General features: G+C 73.3%; 14 protein-coding genes. 7 read left to right on the top strand and 7 right to left on the bottom strand.

Features of this window, described 5'->3' with window-relative positions:
* Positions 1-97: 97 nt before the first annotated feature.
* Entirely contained in the window at positions 98-1519 is a 1422-nt protein-coding gene (locus tag AB0P35_RS15835; protein ID WP_363511058.1) for a CCA tRNA nucleotidyltransferase, read from the bottom strand.
* Positions 1520-1905: 386 nt separating this feature from the next.
* Here AB0P35_RS15835 and AB0P35_RS15830 point away from each other — a divergent pair, with 386 nt between their 5' ends.
* The 7 genes from AB0P35_RS15830 (at position 1906) to trxA (ending at position 12301) form a co-directional block, all read left to right on the top strand.
* Positions 1906-4260: a DUF6049 family protein gene (locus AB0P35_RS15830; protein WP_363511014.1), complete on the top strand. Its 2355-nt coding sequence runs from the start codon at positions 1906-1908 to the stop codon at positions 4258-4260.
* 41 nt (positions 4261-4301) lie between these two features.
* Complete coding sequence (gene murJ, locus AB0P35_RS15825; RefSeq protein WP_363511012.1) at positions 4302-6587, top strand: murein biosynthesis integral membrane protein MurJ; 2286 nt, start codon at positions 4302-4304, stop codon at positions 6585-6587.
* Between the two features lie 228 nt (positions 6588-6815).
* On the top strand, positions 6816-9038 hold the full coding sequence (locus tag AB0P35_RS15820) for a protein kinase family protein (protein WP_363511010.1): 2223 nt from the start codon (positions 6816-6818) through the stop codon (positions 9036-9038).
* Between the two features lie 26 nt (positions 9039-9064).
* Positions 9065-9796, top strand: coding sequence for an RNA polymerase sigma factor SigM (gene sigM / locus AB0P35_RS15815; protein WP_179419422.1), 732 nt, complete (start codon positions 9065-9067; stop codon positions 9794-9796).
* The gene (locus AB0P35_RS15810) at positions 9793-10686 is read left to right on the top strand and encodes a hypothetical protein (RefSeq protein ID WP_363511008.1); all 894 of its coding nucleotides are present in this window, start codon (positions 9793-9795) and stop codon (positions 10684-10686) included. The genes sigM and AB0P35_RS15810 overlap by 4 nt, the downstream gene beginning before the upstream one ends.
* A gap of 201 nt (positions 10687-10887) precedes the next feature.
* Positions 10888-11853, top strand: a complete 966-nt coding sequence (gene trxB / locus AB0P35_RS15805; protein WP_363511006.1) for a thioredoxin-disulfide reductase — start codon at positions 10888-10890, stop codon at positions 11851-11853.
* A 121-nt stretch (positions 11854-11974) separates the two neighbouring features.
* A complete protein-coding gene (trxA, locus tag AB0P35_RS15800) occupies positions 11975-12301 on the top strand; it encodes a thioredoxin (protein WP_030270128.1) in 327 nt (108 codons plus the stop codon).
* Positions 12302-12389: 88 nt separating this feature from the next.
* On the opposite strand, the gene AB0P35_RS15795 is transcribed toward trxA, so the two are convergent.
* From AB0P35_RS15795 to yidC, 6 genes are all read right to left on the bottom strand, one after another.
* Complete coding sequence (locus AB0P35_RS15795) at positions 12390-13007, bottom strand: GNAT family N-acetyltransferase (RefSeq protein ID WP_095873847.1); 618 nt, start codon at positions 13005-13007, stop codon at positions 12390-12392.
* A gap of 116 nt (positions 13008-13123) precedes the next feature.
* Positions 13124-14206 (bottom strand): ParB/RepB/Spo0J family partition protein, encoded by a 1083-nt coding sequence (locus tag AB0P35_RS15790; RefSeq protein ID WP_363511003.1) that lies wholly within the window; start codon positions 14204-14206, stop codon positions 13124-13126.
* Positions 14203-15198: a ParA family protein gene (locus AB0P35_RS15785; protein ID WP_363511001.1), complete on the bottom strand. Its 996-nt coding sequence runs from the start codon at positions 15196-15198 to the stop codon at positions 14203-14205. The genes AB0P35_RS15790 and AB0P35_RS15785 overlap by 4 nt, the downstream gene beginning before the upstream one ends.
* A gap of 263 nt (positions 15199-15461) precedes the next feature.
* The gene (gene rsmG / locus AB0P35_RS15780) at positions 15462-16226 is read right to left on the bottom strand and encodes a 16S rRNA (guanine(527)-N(7))-methyltransferase RsmG (protein WP_363511056.1); all 765 of its coding nucleotides are present in this window, start codon (positions 16224-16226) and stop codon (positions 15462-15464) included.
* Positions 16227-16448: 222 nt separating this feature from the next.
* Entirely contained in the window at positions 16449-16979 is a 531-nt protein-coding gene (locus tag AB0P35_RS15775; protein ID WP_095873845.1) for a R3H domain-containing nucleic acid-binding protein, read from the bottom strand.
* 79 nt (positions 16980-17058) lie between these two features.
* Positions 17059-18216, bottom strand: a complete 1158-nt coding sequence (yidC, locus tag AB0P35_RS15770) for a membrane protein insertase YidC (RefSeq protein ID WP_363510999.1) — start codon at positions 18214-18216, stop codon at positions 17059-17061.
* Between the last annotated feature and the right edge of the window lie 3 nt (positions 18217-18219).

The raw sequence follows: 18219 nt of genomic DNA, 5'->3' as shown, positions 1-18219 counted from the left end.
GGCGCATCCCCTCCCTCGGACGGAGCAACGCACCGCCGACCGTCCGGTTACGCTCGGCGATGCTCGGATTCGCGATATCCGGCCGGGGCCGGAGGGCTCACTCCTGCTCGGCCCACCACGCGCGCAGCGCGGCGACGGCCTCCTCGTACGGCATCGGCCCGTACTCGAGGCGGAGCTCCAGCAGGTGCTTGTAGGCCCTGCCGACCTGCGGGCCGGGCTTGATGCCGAGCAGCTCCATGATCTGGTTGCCGTCGAGCGCGGGCCGGATCGAGTCCAGCTCCTCCTGCTCCTTGAGGAGGGTGATCCGCTCCTCCAGGGAGTCGTAGGTGCGGGCGAGCGCGGCGGCCTTCTTGCGGTTGCGGGTGGTGCAGTCGGAGCGGGTGAGCTTGTGCAGGCGCTCCAGCAGCGGGCCGGCGTCGGTGACGTAGCGGCGCACCGCGGAGTCCGTCCACTCGCCGCCGCCGTAGCCGTGGAAGCGCAGGTGCAGCTCGACCAGCCGGGAGACCTCGTCCACCAGCTCGTTGGAGTACTTGAGGGCCCGCATCCGCTTGCGGGTCATCTTGGCGCCGACCACCTCGTGGTGGTGGAAGGAGACCCGACCGTCGGACTCGAAGCGGCGGGTGCGCGGCTTGCCGATGTCGTGCAGCAGCGCGGCCAGCCGCAGGACGAGGTCCGGCCCGTCCTTCTCCAGGGCGATCGCCTGCTCCAGGACGGTGAGCGAGTGCTCGTAGACGTCCTTGTGGCGGTGGTGCTCGTCACTCTCCAGGCGCAGCGCGGGCAGCTCCGGCAGCACGTACTCGGCGAGGCCGGTGTCGACCAGCAGCCGCAGGCCCTTCACCGGGTGGGCGGCGAGCAGCAGCTTGTTGAGCTCGGCCTGGACGCGCTCGGCGGAGACGATGGTGATCCGCTCGGCCATCGCCGTCATCGCCGTGACGACCTCGGGGGCCGGGGTGAAGTCCAGCTGAGCGGCGAACCGGGCGGCGCGCATCATCCGGAGCGGGTCGTCGGAGAAGGACTCCTCCGGGGTGGCGGGGGTGCGCAGCACCCGGGCCTCCAGGTCCTCCAGGCCGTGGTGCGGGTCGACGAAGCCGCGGCCGGGCAGGTCGACGGCCATCGCGTTGACGGTGAAGTCCCGGCGGACGAGGTCCTGCTCGATGGTGTCGCCGTAGGTGACCTCGGGCTTGCGCGAGGTGCGGTCGTACGCCTCGGAGCGGTATGTGGTGATCTCGATCAGGAAGGAGCCGTCGGCGGTGTCCTTGCGGGCGCCGACGGTGCCGAAGGCGATGCCGACGTCCCAGACCGCGTCGGCCCAGCCCTTGACCAGCTTGAGCACCTGGTGCGGGCGGGCGTCGGTGGTGAAGTCCAGGTCGTTGCCCAGCCGGCCGAGCAGCGCGTCCCGGACGGAGCCGCCGACCAGCGCCAACCGGAAGCCGGCCGCCTCGAAGCGGCGGGCGATCTCGTCGGCGACCGGCGAGACCCGGAGCAGTTCCTGCAGACCGAGGGCCTGCGCCTCGCTCAGCCCGGGCAGGGCGGTCGGCGCGGTGGAACTGGAATGATGGACGCTGGAGTCATTGGCAGTGGACACGGCTCCCTAGGGTACGTGCCCGGCCGGGCCCGCCGCCTGTCGCTTTTTCCGCCCGCGGCGCGCCTGTGCCCGGGTGCGCCGGGTGCGCGGCCGGGCAGTCGGCGGCCCGCACCACCGGTGCGCCGGACACGTCGTTACCATGCCGGGAGAGCCCGGTACGGGCGGCGCAGGCCGGTGCTCCGGTCGCTCGGGGCTGCCCGGCGCCTGAACGGACCCCGACCGGGTCCGCGGTGGTCATGGCTATCCACTCAATCGAACGAGAAACGGCGAGGGCACAGCACGTGGGCGAGGCGCGGCACGGCCTGACAGCGTACGGACGTGTGGGACGGGCGGCCCGGCGCCTGGCCGCGGTGCTGGCCGGCGGCACCGTTCTGCTGTCCGCGGCGCCGCACGCCACCGCCGCGGCGCCCGCTTTCCCGACCGCCTCCCCGGACTACCCGGCGACCGTGCAGATCGACTCGGTCTCCGCGCCGGTCGCGGGCGAGAACGCCACCGTGACCGTGACCGGGCGGGTCACCAACGCCGGCTCCTCCACGGTGAAGGCGGCGCACGTGGTGCTGCGCTCCCCGAAGGAGGAGCTGGACACCCGCAGCGCGATCAACCTGGTCGCCGGACGCACCAACCCGACCAGCAAGGACGGCACCGTCCTGGCGGGCCACAAGGCCGACCTGGGCGACCTCGCCCCGGGCCAGTCCCGGCCGTACAGCCTGCAGGTGTCGACCGCCGACCTGGGCCTGAAGGCGGCGGGCGTGTACGAGCTCGCGGTGGACGTCCGGGACACGGACGAGGACCGCCCGCTGGGCATCGCCCGCACCTTCCTGCCGTACAACACCGCACCGGGCGCCAAGCAGACCCAGATCGCCACCCTTTGGCCGATCACGCACGCCCCCGAGCTGGTCGCGCAGACCATGCCGGACAACGACCAGATGCCGGTACTGCGGGACGACGGCCTGGCCACCGAGCTCGGCCCGAACGGGCGGCTCGGCAAGCTGGTGACCATCGGCCAGACGCTGCCCAACCTGACCTGGGTGATCGACCCGGACCTGCTGGACACGGTGTACGCGATGACCAAGCCGTACCGGGTGCAGAAGCCCGGCACGGCGGGTGAGTCCGCCAAGGAGGAGAACACCGTCGCCGGCGCCGGGCAGAACGTCGCCACCGCCTGGCTGGCGCAGCTGCGCACCGCGGTGGCGGCCAACGGCTCGCAGGTCGTGGCGCTGCCGTACGCCGACCCGGACCTCGCCTCGATCGCGCACAACGGCAGCGGGCTCGCGGGCATGGACACCGCCCTGCGCAAGGCCGCCACCGCGGGCAAGGTGACGGCCGAGGGCCGACTGTCGGTGGACGTGAAGGGCGACGTCGCCTGGCCGTACCAGGGCCGGCTGGACCAGCCGACCGCCGGGGTCGCCCGCACCGCCGGTGCCGACCTGGTGCTGGTGAACGGCTCGACCATGCCGGAGTCCCGCTCGCTCTCCTACACGCCGAACGCGGCGCGCCCGATCGGCAACGGTCAGACCGCGGTGGTCGCCGACCCGGTGCTCTCCTCGCTGTTCTCCGGCAACCTCGACTCCGACGAGGCACAGAGCCTGGCCGAGCAGCGCTTCCTGGCCGAGACGATGACGATCACCCAGCAGCGCCCGGACGACCAGCGCAGCCTGCTGGTGATGCCGTCCCGGACGCTGACGGTCGGCACCGCGGAGGCGCTGGCCGCCGCCCTCCACGCGGCCGCGCAGCCGGGCGGCTGGGTGGCCCCGGCCCGCCTCGACGCCGTCGCCACGGCCCCGGCCGACCCGGAGGCCAACGGCTCCGTCCCGGGCGACTACCCGGGCGAACTGCGCGGCTCCGAGCTGTCCTCGGCCTCGCTGGGCTCGGTGATGGGCGTGCAGACCGGGCTGGACCAGCTGCTGCAGATCCTGACCCAGCCGCAGCGCGTGCGGGGCCCGTTCAACGCGGCCATGGTCCGCTCGATGTCCACCGAGTGGCGCGACCACGCCGAGGCGTCCGCGGCGTACCGGGACGGCGTGCAGAGCTACCTGGCCAACCTCACCGCCGCGGTGAAGGTGCCGGCCAAGAGCGTGATCACGCTGCCGGGCGACAACGCGATCCTGCTCATCAGCGTCAAGAACGACCTCAACCAGGCGGTCGGCAACCTGCAGCTGCGGGTCACCTCCTCGCAGGTGAACCGGCTCAACGTGGGCGAGGCGGCGACCGTGGTGCTGGACGGCACCACCAGTCGCACCTTCCGCTTCCCCGCCGAGGCGCAGGTCAACGGCCCGGTGCAGATGACGGCCCAGCTGTGGACGACCGGTCCGAACGCGCAGCCGTACGGCAAGGCGGTGTCGTTCACCGTCGAGGTGACCTCGGTGGCGAGCGGCGTCATGTACGTCATCGGCGGCGGTGTGGTGCTGATGGCGCTGGCCGGCGTCCGGTTCTACCTGCAGCGCAAGAAGCGTTCCGCGGCCGGCGAGGTCGACCTCGACCCGGAGCGGCTGGTGGACGCCGACGAGGACGGCGCCGAACCGTCCGCCGACACTGCCGAGGAGGGCGCGGAGACGGCGGAGGACAGCGTCGGCGAGGCTCCCGCACACGCCTCCGTGAAGCCGTCCGACTCACCGCCGGAGTCCGCCGCAGATGCCCGGGATCGGGCCACCGGTGATGAGAAGGTTGGTCACTGAGGGAACCCCGTCCGGGCTCCACCGACCAGCGAAGAGGTGGCATGAGCAGCGGTCCGCGCGAGGAGCGAGCACAGGGCCGGGGCGGCCCAGGCGGCGGGGTCGGACCGAAGGCCACCGAACCCGCCACCGACTGGTACGTGGACGACACCTATGCCCGTGATCCGCACGCGGGCGACGCTTTCGGCAGCGCGGCGGAGCAGGATCCGTACGGGCTGGCCACCGCCGAGGCGGCAGCGGCGCTGCCGCCGCAGCCCGGCCCCCAGCCGGCGGAGGCACCGCCGGTCGCCCTCGGCTCCCCCGTCCCGCACTGGGCGGGCACCCCGGTGCTGACCGCCGAGCAGCCGCCCGCCCCGGACGGCGAGGAACACGGGGGCAAGGACGGCGGGGACGGCGGGGACGACGACGGCAGCCGCGCGGAAGCGGCGGCAGAGGAAGAGGCCGAGGCGGAGGCCGCCGAGTACCTGGGCGTGGACGCGCTGCTGAGCGGCGTGGGCGGCGCGCCCGAGCCACAGCCCTTCGTCCCGACGATCGAGTTCGACCCGCCGCTCACCGCCGAGGAGGCGGGCCTGCACGAGGCGCTCGGTGAGGGCGGCACCCCGCCACCCGCTGCTCCGCCCACCGCTCCGCCCGTCATTCCCCCCCTGGCCCCTCCCGCGGCGGAGCCGGTGCCCGGTGCGGCGGCTGGCAGGGTGGCGAGCCTGGTCAACTCCAGTGCGGTGATGGCGGCCGGCACGCTCGTCTCCCGCGGCACCGGCTTCCTGCGCACGATGGTGATCGCCGCCGCGATCGGTGTCGGCACCATGGGCGACTCGTACAACGCCGCCAACACGCTGCCGACGCTGCTCTACATCCTCATCGGCGGCGGCGCGCTGAACGCCGTCTTCGTACCGCAGCTCGTCCGCAGCATGAAGAGCGACGAGGACGGCGGCACGGCCTATGCCAACCGGCTGCTGACCCTGGTGGTCTGTGGGCTGGCGGGCGTGGCGACGGTCGCCGTGCTCGCCGCGCCGCTGCTCGTCCAGCTGATCTCGCACTCGCTGATGCGGGACCCCGCCAGCGCCGAGACCACGGTCGCGCTCGCCCGGTACTGCCTGCCGACGATGTTCTTCATGGGCGTGCACGTGGTGATGGGCCAGATCCTCAACGCCCGGGGCCGGTTCGGCGCGATGATGTGGACGCCGGTCCTCAACAACCTCGTGGTGATCTTCACCTTCGGCAGCTACATCTGGGTCTACGGCACCTTCCAGCACAGCCAGGTGACCCCGCAGACGATCTCCCCCGAGGGCGTGCGGCTGCTCGGTATCGGCACCCTGCTGGGCCTCGCCGTCCAGGCACTGGCGATGATCCCGTACCTGCGCGCCGCCGGGTTCTCCTTCAAGCCGCGCTTCGACTGGCGCGGCCACGGCCTGGGCAAGGCCGCCCGGCTGGCCAAGTGGACCTTCCTGTTCGTCCTGGCCAACCAGGCGGGCTTCCTGGTCGTCACCCAGCTCGCCACCGCCTCCGGCATCGCCGCAGAGGAGGACGGCCACCTGGGCGTCGGCCTGGCCGCGTACGCCAACGCCCTGCTGATCTGGCAGCTGCCGATGGCCGTGGTGACGGTCTCGGTGATGAGCGCCGTGCTGCCCAGGCTCTCCCGGGCCGCCGCCGACCACGACGCGGGCGCCGTCCGCGACGACCTCTCGTACGGGCTGCGCACCTCCGCGGTGGCGATCGTCCCGGCGGCCTTCCTGTTCCTCGCGCTCGGCCCGGTCATCGGCTACGCGGTCTACGGCCTCGGCAACGGCGGCTCGGCGGCGCACGGCGCCCTGTCGATCGGCTACATGCTGTCGGCCTTCGCGCTCGGCCTGATCCCCTACTCGGTGCAGTACGTGCTGCTGCGCGGCTTCTACGCCTACGAGGACACCCGTACGCCGTTCTCCAACACGGTCTGGGTGGCGGCCTGCCAGGCGGGCACCGCGGTGCTCTGCTGGCTGGTGCTGCCCGCCCAGTGGGCGGTCACCGGCATGGCGCTCTGCTACGGCGCCTCCTACGCCGTGGGCGTCGCCGTGGCGGTGCCCCGGCTGAAGGCCAGGGTCGGCGGCCTGGACACCGGCCGGATCGGCCGCACCTACGTCCGCCTCGCGATCGCCTCGCTGCCGGCCGCCGCCTTCGGCCTGGCCGTCGAGCTGGTGATGCTGGACCTGCTGGACGGCTGGCCGGCCGGCGTGCTGACCCTGGTGGTGGCCGCCACGGTGCAGGTCGGCACCTTCCTGCTGGTCGCCCGGCGGATGCGGATCGAGGAGCTGAACGCGATGCTCGGCATGGTGCGCAGCCGACTCGGCCGCTGAGCATGACATAACGTCAACCCGGCGCAGCCCGAGCGGCTGCGCCGAGGGGGGACCCCGATGACGGGCCGTCCACCGGATCGCGGATGATTGCGCAACCGGTCGGGCGGCCCAGCGGTCGTACCAGGGGAGAATCAGTGGGCACAATTGTCCTGGCGGGCCCGGAGCCCCGGCGTCAGGGCAAGCCGACTTCTCAGGACCGGGCCGGAACTAAGGGGAGGCAGGACCACGGTGGCTGATGGCACCAAGGCGGTCGTCGACACGACCGTCGCGGACGAGGCGGCGCTGGCCATGGCAATCGAGGACATCACGCCCGAGGGCGGCCCGTCCGCCGCCGGGCAGGACTCCGCGGACGAGGACTCTGACGCCGTCTCGGACGCCGCTGACGCCGCCTCCGACCCCGCCGCAGCCACCGCCCCGGGCGAAACCCGGGACGACGCTCCCGAGGCCTCCCAGGAGCCCTCCGAGGCCTCCGACGGTGCCGAGGAGGCCGAGGTCGGGGAGGCCGCCGCAGAGGCCCTCGTGGACGCCGTGACGGCCCGTGAGCCCTCCGCCGAGGACACCGCCGACGCCTCCGGCTCCTCCGACGACGACACCGCCGACGACGACGCCTCGGACGAGGCCGCCGATGCCACCCGTACGGAGCAGGCGGCCGCAGCCGTCCGCGAGGAGGCCGGGGAGTCCACCGCCCAGCTCTCCGCCACCGAGCTCGCCGCCGAACTCACCGCCCGGGGTGCCGCCGCCCCGGCCCGCCGCTCCTCCTCCCGCGGCTCCTCCCGGCCCGACCGCACCGCCCCGGACGCCCCCGCCCGCGACGACCGACCCGTCGTCAGCACCGAGACGCTGGATGCCGACACCGGCACCCTCCCGGCCGCCAAGCCCGCCCCGCTGCGGCACAGCGGCGACAAGATCGGCGGCCGCTACCGGCTGGAGGAGTGCATCACCCAGTCGGAGACCTTCAGCAGCTGGCGCGCGGTCGACGAGAAGCTCCGCCGCGCGGTCGGCGTGCACCTGATGGCGGCCGGCCACCGCCGCGCCAAGGCGGTGCTGACCGCGGCCCGCTCCGCCGCCCTGCTCGGCGACCCGCGCTTCGTCCAGGTCCTCGACGCCGTCCAGGAGGGCGATCTGGTCTACGTCGTCCGCGAGTGGCTGCCGGACGCCTCCGACCTCGCCCACCTGATCGCCGACGGTCCGATGGAGCCGTACGAGGCGTACCAGATGGTCCGTCAGGTCACCGACGCGGTCGCCGCCGCCCACCGCCGCGGCCAGGCCCATCTGCGGCTCACCCCGCGCTGCGTGCTCCGCACGGACACCGGCCAGTACCGGATCAACGGCATCGCGGTGGACGCCGCGCTGCGCGGCCTGACCACTGACGAGGCCGAGCGGACCGACACCCGCGCGATCGGCGCCCTGCTGTTCGCGGCGCTCACCCACCGCTGGCCGTACGCCGAGGACCGCTACGACCTGCGCGGCATGCCGAAGAGCCTCGGCTGCATGCCGCCGGACCAGGTCCGGGCCGGGGTGCACAAGGGCCTGTCCGAGCTGGCCGCCCGGGCGCTGTGCGAGCACCCGCCGCACCACCAGTCCCCGATCACCACCCCCGAGCAGCTCGCCAAGGCGATCGCGCTGATGCCGAAGATCCGGCAGCCCGAGCAGCCCGCCCCCACGTTCACCGCCGCCAAGCCGAAGCCCAAGCCTCAGCCCGCGCCGCACAGCCCGGCGCCGCACACCGCCGCCCGGCCGGCTCCGCACCCCCGACCGCAGCACTCCGTCCACCAGGAGACGACCGCGCCCGCGCCGCGGCCCCGGCGCCGCCGCCGGCTGCTGCGGACGGCCCTGCGCGCCACCGCCTCCCTGGTGGCGCTGGCCGCGATCGTGGTCGCCTCCTGGCAGGGCGTCGAGTACCTGAACCGGTCGAAGACCCAGCAGGCCGCCCCGCCGGCCGGGCAGTCCAGCGCGCCGCCGGCGCAGCAGTCCAGCGCCCCGCTCGCCGGGGTCACCCTCGCCTACACGCCGACCTCGTTCAACGCCTTCGGCGACCAGGAGGCCGAGCACGCCTCGGAGCTGCCCCTGCTCAAGGACGGCAAGGCCGACACCGTCTGGACCACCCAGGGCTACAACGACCCGTTCGGCGGTGGCTACCGGCCCGGCACCGGCCTGCTGCTCGACCTCGGGACGGCCCGCACCGTCGGCTCGGTCGACGTGAAGCTGGCCGGCGGCAACCACACGGTCGAGCTCAAGGCGGCCCCGGGCGCAACCGGCACCCCGCAGACCGGCAAGGCCGGCTTCGACGGCTTCGGCGAGGCGATCGCCTCCGGCAGCAGCAGCGGCGACCTCCAGCTCAAGCCCAAGAAGCCGATCACCACCCGGTTCCTCTTGATCTGGCTCACCGCCATCCCCAACGATGGGGGCAAGTACCGGGGCCAGGTGGCCGAGATCACGGTGAACGGCTGAGCGAGGACGGGCAGGGGGTGGCGGACATGGCGGAGGAGCCGTCCGACGCCGATCTGCTGGCCCGGCACGTCGCCGGCGACCCGGACGCCTTCGGTCTCCTCGTCCGGCGCCACCGGGACCGCCTCTGGGCGGTCGCCCTGCGCACCCTCGGCGACCGCGAGGAGGCCGCGGACGCGCTCCAGGACGCCCTGGTCTCCGCGCTGCGCGCCGCCCACACCTTCCAGGGCCGCTCCCAGGTCACCACGTGGCTGCACCGCATCGTGGTCAACGCCTGCCTCGACCGCGCCCGCCGGGCCGCCTCCCGCCGGGCCGGCTCGCTGGACGAGGACCCGCAGCGCCTCGACGCCGCCCTCGGCAGCGCGGAGGCCACCGACACCGTGGTGGTCCGGGCCGAGCTGCGCCGCGAGGTCACCGACGCGCTGACCGCCCTGCCGGTCGAGCAGCGCGCCGCGCTCGTCCTGGTCGACATGCAGGGCTACTCGGTGGCCGAGGCCGCGGAGGTGCTCGGGGTACCGGTCGGCACCGTGAAGAGCCGCTGCGCCCGCGGCCGGGCCCGGCTGCTGCCGCTGGTCCGCCACCTGCGCGGCGGCGGTGTTTCACGTGAAACGGCGGAGGGCGGCGCCCCGGCCGACGGCACTCGCACGGATGTTTCACGTGAAACACCGCCACGCGGGAACCCGTCCGGCCCCGGCACCGTCCCAGGTACGGGCGCCGACGGGCGCCGCACCGCGCTGGAAGGAGATGGGACCAAGCGATGACGCCGCACCCGCCTTCCGGCCCGGCCGAGCCGGAGTCCGGCCACCCCGACGTCGAGGTGCTCGCCGACCTCGCCGAGCAGCTCACCGACCCGGCCGAGGAGCCGGCCCTCCGCCGCCACCTGGCCGACTGCGCCGAGTGCGCGGACACCTTCACCGCCCTCGCCGAGGTCCGGGAACTGCTCGGCGCGGTGGAGACCCCGCCGATGCCCGCCGACGTCGCCGGGCGGATCGACGCCGCGCTCGCCGCGGCCCGGACGGAGACCGCCCCCTCCCCCGCGCACACCGCCGACGCCGCCGCCGCTGAAGCGGTGCCCCCGGCCGTCGGCCGGCCGAGCGGGCACCCCGCCGGCGGCACCGGCCCGGGCCGCCCCGGCCGGACGGCGCGCGGACGTCGCCGTGTCCGCCTGCTGCTGGCCACCGTCTCGGCGGCCGCCGTGATCGGCTTCGGCGCGCTACTGCTCCCGCTCTCCTCCACCGGCGGTGGCGGCGCCGCCGACAGCGCCGCCAGGCCCGCGGCCGGCAGCGCGGAGCAGCCGGCCCTGAGCGCGGGGACGACCTTCCGGGACGACGCGCTGGCCGCCCAGGTCCAGCAGCTGGTCCGAACGGCCTCCAGCGCCCCCGGCAGCTCCAAGACGCCGGAGGCGCTCACCCAGCAGGGCGGCGGCGAGTCCCCCCGCACCTCCGTCGGCACCACCGCGCCGTCCTGCGCCGCCGCGCTCACCGGGCAGGGCGACCGCGCCCCGCTCGCCGTCGCCCCCGGCCGCTACCAGGCCACCGCCGTCACCGCCCTGGTGTACCCCGACGGCACCGACCGGCTGGACGTCTACCTGGTCACCCCGGACTGCTCGGCCCCCGGCGTGGTGCTCCACCGGACCGTCCCCGCCGGCTGAGCCTGCGCCTCCGCCCACCCGCAGGGCACCCCGGCCCGGCCGCCGGAACAACCACCCATCGGAACATTCGCTCCCACAGTGCGGGCATGTGACACAGCCGTGCCCGGGAATGCGGGAGACTGGGCAGTCGTTGTCCCGGGCGGCGGAGCAGGACCGCCCTCCCCGCACCAGCGCGGGTCGCGAAGCGAACCAGGAGATGCAGTGAGCGATGTCCGTAACGTGATCATCATTGGGTCCGGCCCCGCCGGATACACCGCTGCGCTGTACACCGCGCGCGCCTCCCTGAAGCCGCTGGTCTTCGAGGGCGCGGTCACCGCGGGCGGCGCGCTGATGAACACCACCGAGGTCGAGAACTTCCCGGGCCACCGCGACGGCATCATGGGCCCCGAGCTCATGGACAACATGCGGGCCCAGGCGGAGAAGTTCGGCGCCGAGCTCGTGCCGGACGACATCGTCGCCGTCGACCTCACCGGTGACGTCAAGACCGTCACCGACTCCGAGGGCACCGTGCACCGCGCCCGCGCCGTGATCGTCGCCACCGGCTCCCAGCACCGCAAGCTCGGTCTCCCCCGCGAGGACGTCCTGTCCGGCCGCGGTGTCTCCTGGTGCGCCACCTGTGACGGGTTCTTCTTCCGGGACCAGGACATCGCCGTCGTCGGCGGCGGCGACACCGCTCTGGAGGAGGCGACCTTCCTCTCCCGCTTCGCCCGCAGCGTGACCGTCGTCCACCGCCGTGACAGCCTGCGCGCCTCGAAGGCGATGCAGGAGCGTGCCTTCGCCGATCCGAAGATCACCTTCGCCTGGGACAGCGCCGTCGAGGAGATCCACGGCGACCCGAAGCTCACCGGCCTCACCCTGCGCGACACCACCACCGGCGAGACCCGCGAGCTGCCGGTCACCGGCCTGTTCATCGCGATCGGCCACGACCCGCGCACCGAGCTCTTCACCGGCCAGCTGGACCTGGACGCCGAGGGCTACCTGAAGGTCGAGTCGCCGTCGACCCGTACCAACATCCCCGGTGTCTTCGCCGCCGGCGACGTGGTCGACCACACCTACCGCCAGGCCATCACCGCGGCCGGCACCGGCTGCTCGTCCGCCCTGGACGCCGAGCGCTACCTGGCCTCGCTGGCCGACCTGGAGGCCCAGGCCGCGGCCGTCGCGGTCTGACCCCCACCCCCCGACCACCCCTGAAACAGAACAGCCCTCGCGGTTGTTATCCCGTCCGAAGGTGCCGAGCCGCCCCCGCGGCGGCGAGGCACCCCTCGTCCGTGACCCCAAGGAGAGTGCCGTGGCCGGCGCCACCATCACCGTGACCGACGCGACCTTCGACGCCGAGGTGCTCAAGAGCGACAAGCCCGTCCTGGTCGACTTCTGGGCCACCTGGTGCGGCCCGTGCCGCCAGGTCGCCCCGATCCTGGAGGAGATCGCCGCCGAGCACAGCGACAAGCTGACCATCGCCAAGCTCGACGTCGACAACAACCAGCAGACCGCTGCCACCTACAACGTCATCTCGATCCCGACGCTCAACGTGTACCAGAACGGCGAGCTGGTGAAGACCATCACCGGTGCCCGCCCGAAGGCCGCGCTGCTGCGCGAGCTGGCCGACTTCATCTGAGCCGCCACCCGCCGGCCGCGGAGGGCCCCCGGACCTGTCCGGGGGCCCTCCGGCGTTTCTCGGGCCGTGTTCGGCCGCCCCGGTCGGCTCAGAACGGTCGGAGCGCCGGCTCCTTCCGGGCTCCGCCCAGCAGCCGCTCCAGTGCCCCCTCGACGTCACTGCGCCAGGACAGCGTGCTCCTGGCCTCCAGCCGCAGCCGCGGGTAGCGGTGGTGCGGCCGCACCGTCTTGAAGCCGACCGCCAGCAGATGGTCTGCCGGCAGCACACAGCTCGGCGTCGGACGGCCCACCGCCCCGAACGCCTCGATGGCCCGGAACCCCCGGCCGAGCAGGTCCTTGGCCACCGCCTGGACCAGCACCCGGCCTAGCCCCTGACCCTGGTAGCCGGGCACGACCCGGCTCACCATCAGCTGCACGGCGTCCGGCGAGACCGGACTGGTCGGGAACGACTGCGAGCGCGGCACGTACGCCGGCGGCGCGTAGAGCACGAAGCCCGCCGGGACGTCGTCCACGTAGACGATGCGTCCGCAGGAGCCCCACTCCAGCAGCACCGCCGAGATCCACCCCTCCTTCTCCGACTCCGCCTTGCCCCCGTCCACCGCCGCCCGTCCGCTGACCGGGTCGAGTTCCCAGAACACGCACGAGCGGCAGCCGTCCGGCAGATCGGCCAGGTTGTCCAGCGTCAGCGGAGCGAGCCTGCGACCCACGCCCCACACACCTCCTCCGGCTCGGTCCCACACCACGAGCTTGCTCCGAAAAACGCGAGGGGTGCACGTTTCACGTGAAACATGCACCCGCTCGTCCGCTTCTCGGCAGGCCGCCGTCAGCTCTGGGAGAGCCGCAGCCCCTCCTCGCCGGGGGCGAGGGTGTCGAGGATCCGGTTGAGGTCATCGACGGAGGCGAACTCCAGCACGACCTTGCCCTTGCCGAGCTTGCCGCCGCGCTGCGAGACCTCGACCTTCACCCGGGTCTCGAACCGGTCGGAGAGCCGCCCGGCGAGGTCGCCGAAGGCCGGCGAGAGGATCTTCCCGGCCTTCGGCCCGGCCGACCTCTGCGGCTTCTCCTCCCGGTCCATCAGCGCGACGATCTCCTCGGTGGTGCGCACCGAGAGACCCTCCGCGATGATCCGCCGGGCCAGCTCGTCCTGCCGGCCCGCGTCCGGCACCCCGAGCAGGGCGCGCGCGTGGCCGGCGGTCAGCACCCCGGCCGCGACCCGGCGCTGCACCGCGGGGGACAGCTTCAGCAGGCGCAGCGTGTTGGAGACGTGCGAGCGGGAGCGGCCGATCCGGTCGGCCAGCTCGTCGTGGGTGCAGGAGAAGTCCCGCAGCAGCTGGTCGTAGGCGGCGCCCTCCTCCAGCGGGTTCAGCTCCGCCCGGTGGAGGTTCTCCAGCAGCGCGTCCAGCAGCAGCTTGTCGTCCTCGGTGGCCCGGACGATCGCCGGGATCACCTCGAGGCCGGCCTCCCGCGAGGCCCGCCAGCGCCGCTCGCCCATGATGAGCTCGAAGCGCTCCGGGCCGACCTGGCGGACGACCACCGGCTGCAGCAGGCCCACCTCCTTGATGGAGGCGACGAGCTCGGCGAGCTTGTCCTCGTCGAAGACCTCGCGCGGCTGACGCGGGTTCGGCGTGATCGTGTCGAGCGGCAGCTCGGCGAAGCGCGCCCCGTCCACCGGTGTCAGCACCGACTCCGGCACGCTCCGCGCGTGCGCCTCGCCGGCCAGCTCGCGCAGGCTCTCCGCGGCGGCCTTGGCCGCCACGGTGCCGCGGTCGGTCGGCAGGACCGGCACGGCCGTCGGGGTCACCACCGCGGTCGCCGCCGGGGCGGCCGCCGGCACCCCTGCCGCCGGTGTGGCGGCCGGGATCAGTGCCCCCAGACCCCGTCCCAGTCCTCTGCGCCCACCACTCACCGGTTGCCCTCCATCGTGCCGTGCTGTGCCGCCGCGGCCTGCGCCGCCGCGCCAGCGGTCCGCTGCTGCCCGACCGCACCGTAGCCCGCCGACGCCCCGGCCGGGAAACCGCCCTCGACGGCCCGCAGCGCGATCTCGCGAGCGGCCTCCAGGTAGGAGAGGGCACCGGTGGAGCCGGGATCGTAGGTGAGCACGGTCTGCCCGTAGCTCGGCGCCTCGGAGATCCGGACCGAGCGCGGGATGGCCGTCCGCAGCACCTCGTTCTCGAAGTGCGTCCGGACCTCCTCCGCGACCTGCGCGGCCAGCCGGGTGCGGGCGTCGTACATGGTGAGCAGGATGGTCGAGACGTGCAGCGCCGGGTTCAGGTGGGCGCGCACCAGCTCGACGTTGCGCAGCAGCTGCCCGAGGCCCTCCAGCGCGTAGTACTCGCACTGGATCGGGATCAGCACCTCCTGGCCGGCGACCAGGGCGTTGACGGTCAGCAGGCCGAGCGAGGGCGGGCAGTCGATCAGGATGTAGTCCAGCGGCTGCTCGTAGGCGGCGATGGCGCGCTGGAGACGGCTCTCCCGGGCCACCAGCGAGACGAGCTCGATCTCCGCGCCGGCCAGGTCGATGGTGGCCGGGCAGCAGAACAGCCCCTCCACGTCCACCACCGGCTGGACGACGTCCGCCAGCGGCTTGCCCTCCACCAGGACGTCGTAGATCGACGGCACCTCTGCGTGGTGGTCGATGCCGAGCGCGGTGGAGGCGTTGCCCTGCGGGTCGAGGTCGACGACCAGCACCCGCAGCCCGTGCAGCGCGAGGCCGGCGGCCAGGTTGACGGTCGTGGTGGTCTTGCCCACCCCGCCCTTCTGGTTCGCCACCACGATCACCCGGGTCGCGGCGGGCCTGGGCAGCCCCTCCCCGGTCCGCCCGATGGCCTGGACGGCGGCCTGGGCGGCGCGCCCGATCGGCGTGTCGTCGATCTGGTGGATGGTCTCCGAGTCCTGCATGGGGGTCAGTGTTTCACGTGAAACCGGAGCGGCAACAGTCACCGCCATGGCGCGGTCGAGGATTCCGGGAAGCAGTGAGCGTCGTTTCACGTGAAACACCATGCCCGGAATGTCGTAAATCTGACGGTGCGACACTCCGTCCTCGATCCAATGCCACCCTCCCGGCGACGCCCGCACCCGGCCCGGCACGCCCGGCCTGCGAAAACACCGAGAGCGGGTGGCCCCGGGGCCACCCGCTCTCCGTCCTGCTCACCCGCCGCCGATCAGCGGCGCCGGCGCCCACCACCGCGGCCGCCGTCCCGGACGCCGCGGCCCGCCCGCGCCGCCTTGGCCCGCCGTGTGGCCGCCTTCACACCGCCGGGGCTCTCCCCCGCCTCCACTCGGACCACCCGGGTCGAGGTCTCCAGCGTGCCCTCACCGACCGAGATCACCGACCAGCGCTCGGCACCCAGCCTGGTGAGCGCCGCCCGCGAGTCCTCGATCTCCTGCTCCGCGGTGTCGCCCTTCAGCGCCAGCATCTGCCCGTACGGCCGCAGCAGCGGCATCCCCCAGCCGGCCAGCCGGTCCAGCGGCGCCACCGCGCGAGCCGTGACGATGTCCACCGCGACCTTGCCGACCATCTCCTCGGCCCGGCCGCGCAGCACCGTGACGTTCTGCAGGCCGAGCTCGCGCACCACCTCCTCCAGGAAGGTGGTCCGGCGCAGCAGCGGCTCCAGCAGCGTGACCGAGACGTCCGGCCGGGCCAGCGCCACCGGGATGCCCGGCAGTCCGGCCCCGGAGCCCACGTCGCAGAGCGAGGCGTTCGGCGGCAGCAGCTCCGCCAGCACGGCGCAGTTCAGCACGTGGCGGTCCCACAGCCGCGGCACCTCGCGCGGGCCGATCAGCCCGCGCTGCACCCCCGCTGTGGCCAGCAGCTCCGTGTACCGAACCGCCGCCGGCAGGCCCTCGCCGAAGATGCCCGCAGCCGCGGCCGGCGGCTCGCCGGGCCCCTCCCCCGGGGCCGGAACTCCCGCGGGGACGCCCTCCATCGGAGTGTCCCGACCGGGCACACCCTCCGACGGCCCGCCCTCGGTCGCCACGCCGTCCGTCTCCATGTCAGCCTCTCCGCTCACCGTATCCACCCCAACACCAGGTACCCATCCTCACGCGGGCACCCGACCCGTGCGCAAACCGGGCCGTACGAACCACCCTCGAAGGAACGACGACCCCGCCCGCACGCGGCGGACGGGGTCGCTCGACTCGGCACGAGGTCAGCTCGGAAGCACGACCACGCACCGCTGGGGCTCCTCGCCCTCCGACTCGCTGCGCAGCCCGGCCGCCGCCACCGCGTCGTGCACCACCTTGCGCTCGAAGGGGGTCATCGGCCGCAGCTTGACCTGCTCGCCGGTGGACTTCACCTGGTCGGCGGCCTTGGCGCCGAGGTCGGCCAGCTCGGACCGCTTGCGGGCCCGGAAGCCGGCGATGTCCAGCATCAGACGGCTGCGCTCACCGGTCTCCCGGTGCACCGCCAGGCGGGTCAGCTCCTGGAGCGCCTCCAGCACCTCGCCGTCCTGGCCGACCAGCCGCTGCAGCGCCCGGTCGGTGCCGTCGCTGACGATCGAGACCAGCGCCCGGTCGCCTTCGACGTCCATGTCGATGTCGCCGTCCAGGTCCGCGATGTCCAGCAGACCCTCCAGGTAGTCGGCGGCGATGTCGCCCTCGCGCTCCAGCCGCGCGACGACGTTCTCGCCGGACTCCGCGCCTGCCTCGACCTCGACGGCAGAGGTGGTGCCTTCCGTCACTGATGGACTCCTTCGGGGATGGGCCCTCGGGTGGGGCCGAGAGGGAAGATCTGGGTCCGTATCGACCGGCGGAGGCCGGTCAGGACTTCTTCTTCGGCCGCTGGCCGCCGCCCTGGCCGCCGCGCTTGGGCTGCTGGCGCTGGCCGGACTTGCCCGCCGGCTGCTTGGCCGCGGACCGGCCCGCCGGGACGGCGTCCTGCTTGGACAGCGCCACCGGCTCCTCGGCGACGGGCTCCTCCGCGTGCTCCTCGGCCGCCTGCGCGCCCGGGTGCCCGGCGGTGTGCTGGCGCTGCGCCTTGGTCTGCTTGCGCGGCTGCTGACGGCGGACCTGGACGGTCTCCGCCACCACGGCCTCCGCGGTCGCCTCGGTCTGCTTGTTTCCGCCGGTCAGGGCGGCCAGCACACCGGTCTTGCGGACGCTGCCGTCCGGGTTCAGCCGACCGGCCTTCTTCAGGCGGGCCTGGCGCTCGGCGTAGGCCTTGGAGCCCGGCGTCGGGTTGTTGCGGATGACGATCAGCTGCTGACCCATCGACCAGACGTTGGTGGTCAGCCAGTAGACCAGGACACCGACCGGGAAGTTGATGCCCATCACCGCGAAGATGATCGGGAAGACGTACATCAGCATCTTCTGCTGCTGCATGAACGGCGTCTTGATCGTCAGGTCGACGTTCTTGGTCATCAGCTGGCGCTGGGTGACGAACTGCGACAGCGACATCAGGACGATCATCACCGCGACGACGATCTTGACGCTCAGCTCGCTGCTGCCCAGGAAGGTCGCCGACAGCGGGGCGCCGAAGATGTGCGCCTGCTTGGCGCTGTCCAGCAGCTGCTCGTTGATCACGCCGATCGTCTTGTCGGCGGCCACCGAGGCAAGCACACCGTAGAGCGCGGTGAAGAACGGAGCCTGGACCAGGATCGGGAGACAGCTCGAGAAGGGGTTGGTGCCCGCCTCCTTGTAGAGCTTCATCATCTCTTCGGACTGGCGCTGCCGGTCGTTCTTGTAGCGCTCCTGGATGGCCTTCATCTTCGGCTGGATCGCCTGCATGGCCCGGGTCGCCTTGATCTGCTTCACGAAGAGCGGGATCAGGCAGATCCGGATGACGACCACCATCGAGACGATGGACAGACCCCAGGCCCAGCCGCCGTCAGGATCGAAGACGTGGCTGTACAGCGAGTGGAACTGGACGATGATCCAGGACACCGCTGTGTAGAGGGGATTCAGGAAGGAGAAGGTCACCGG

This window comes from Kitasatospora sp. NPDC085879, from assembly GCF_040686255.1.
Classification (GTDB): domain Bacteria; phylum Actinomycetota; class Actinomycetes; order Streptomycetales; family Streptomycetaceae; genus Kitasatospora.
Note: the sequence above shows the minus strand (reverse complement) of the source record. Positions and strands in the feature narration are given on the sequence as shown.

Bases quoted from the DNA above. Each gene is read 5' to 3' on its own strand.
- AB0P35_RS15810 (WP_363511008.1), top strand. From the start codon at position 9,793: ATGACGCCGCACCCGCCTTCCGGCCCGGCCGAGCCGGAGTCCGGCCAC.
- AB0P35_RS15785 (WP_363511001.1), bottom strand. From the start codon at position 15,198: ATGCAGGACTCGGAGACCATCCACCAGATCGACGACACGCCGATCGGG.
- rsmG (WP_363511056.1), bottom strand. From the start codon at position 16,226: ATGGAGGGCGTCCCCGCGGGAGTTCCGGCCCCGGGGGAGGGGCCCGGC.
- murJ (WP_363511012.1), top strand. From the start codon at position 4,302: ATGAGCAGCGGTCCGCGCGAGGAGCGAGCACAGGGCCGGGGCGGCCCA.
- sigM (WP_179419422.1), top strand. From the start codon at position 9,065: ATGGCGGAGGAGCCGTCCGACGCCGATCTGCTGGCCCGGCACGTCGCC.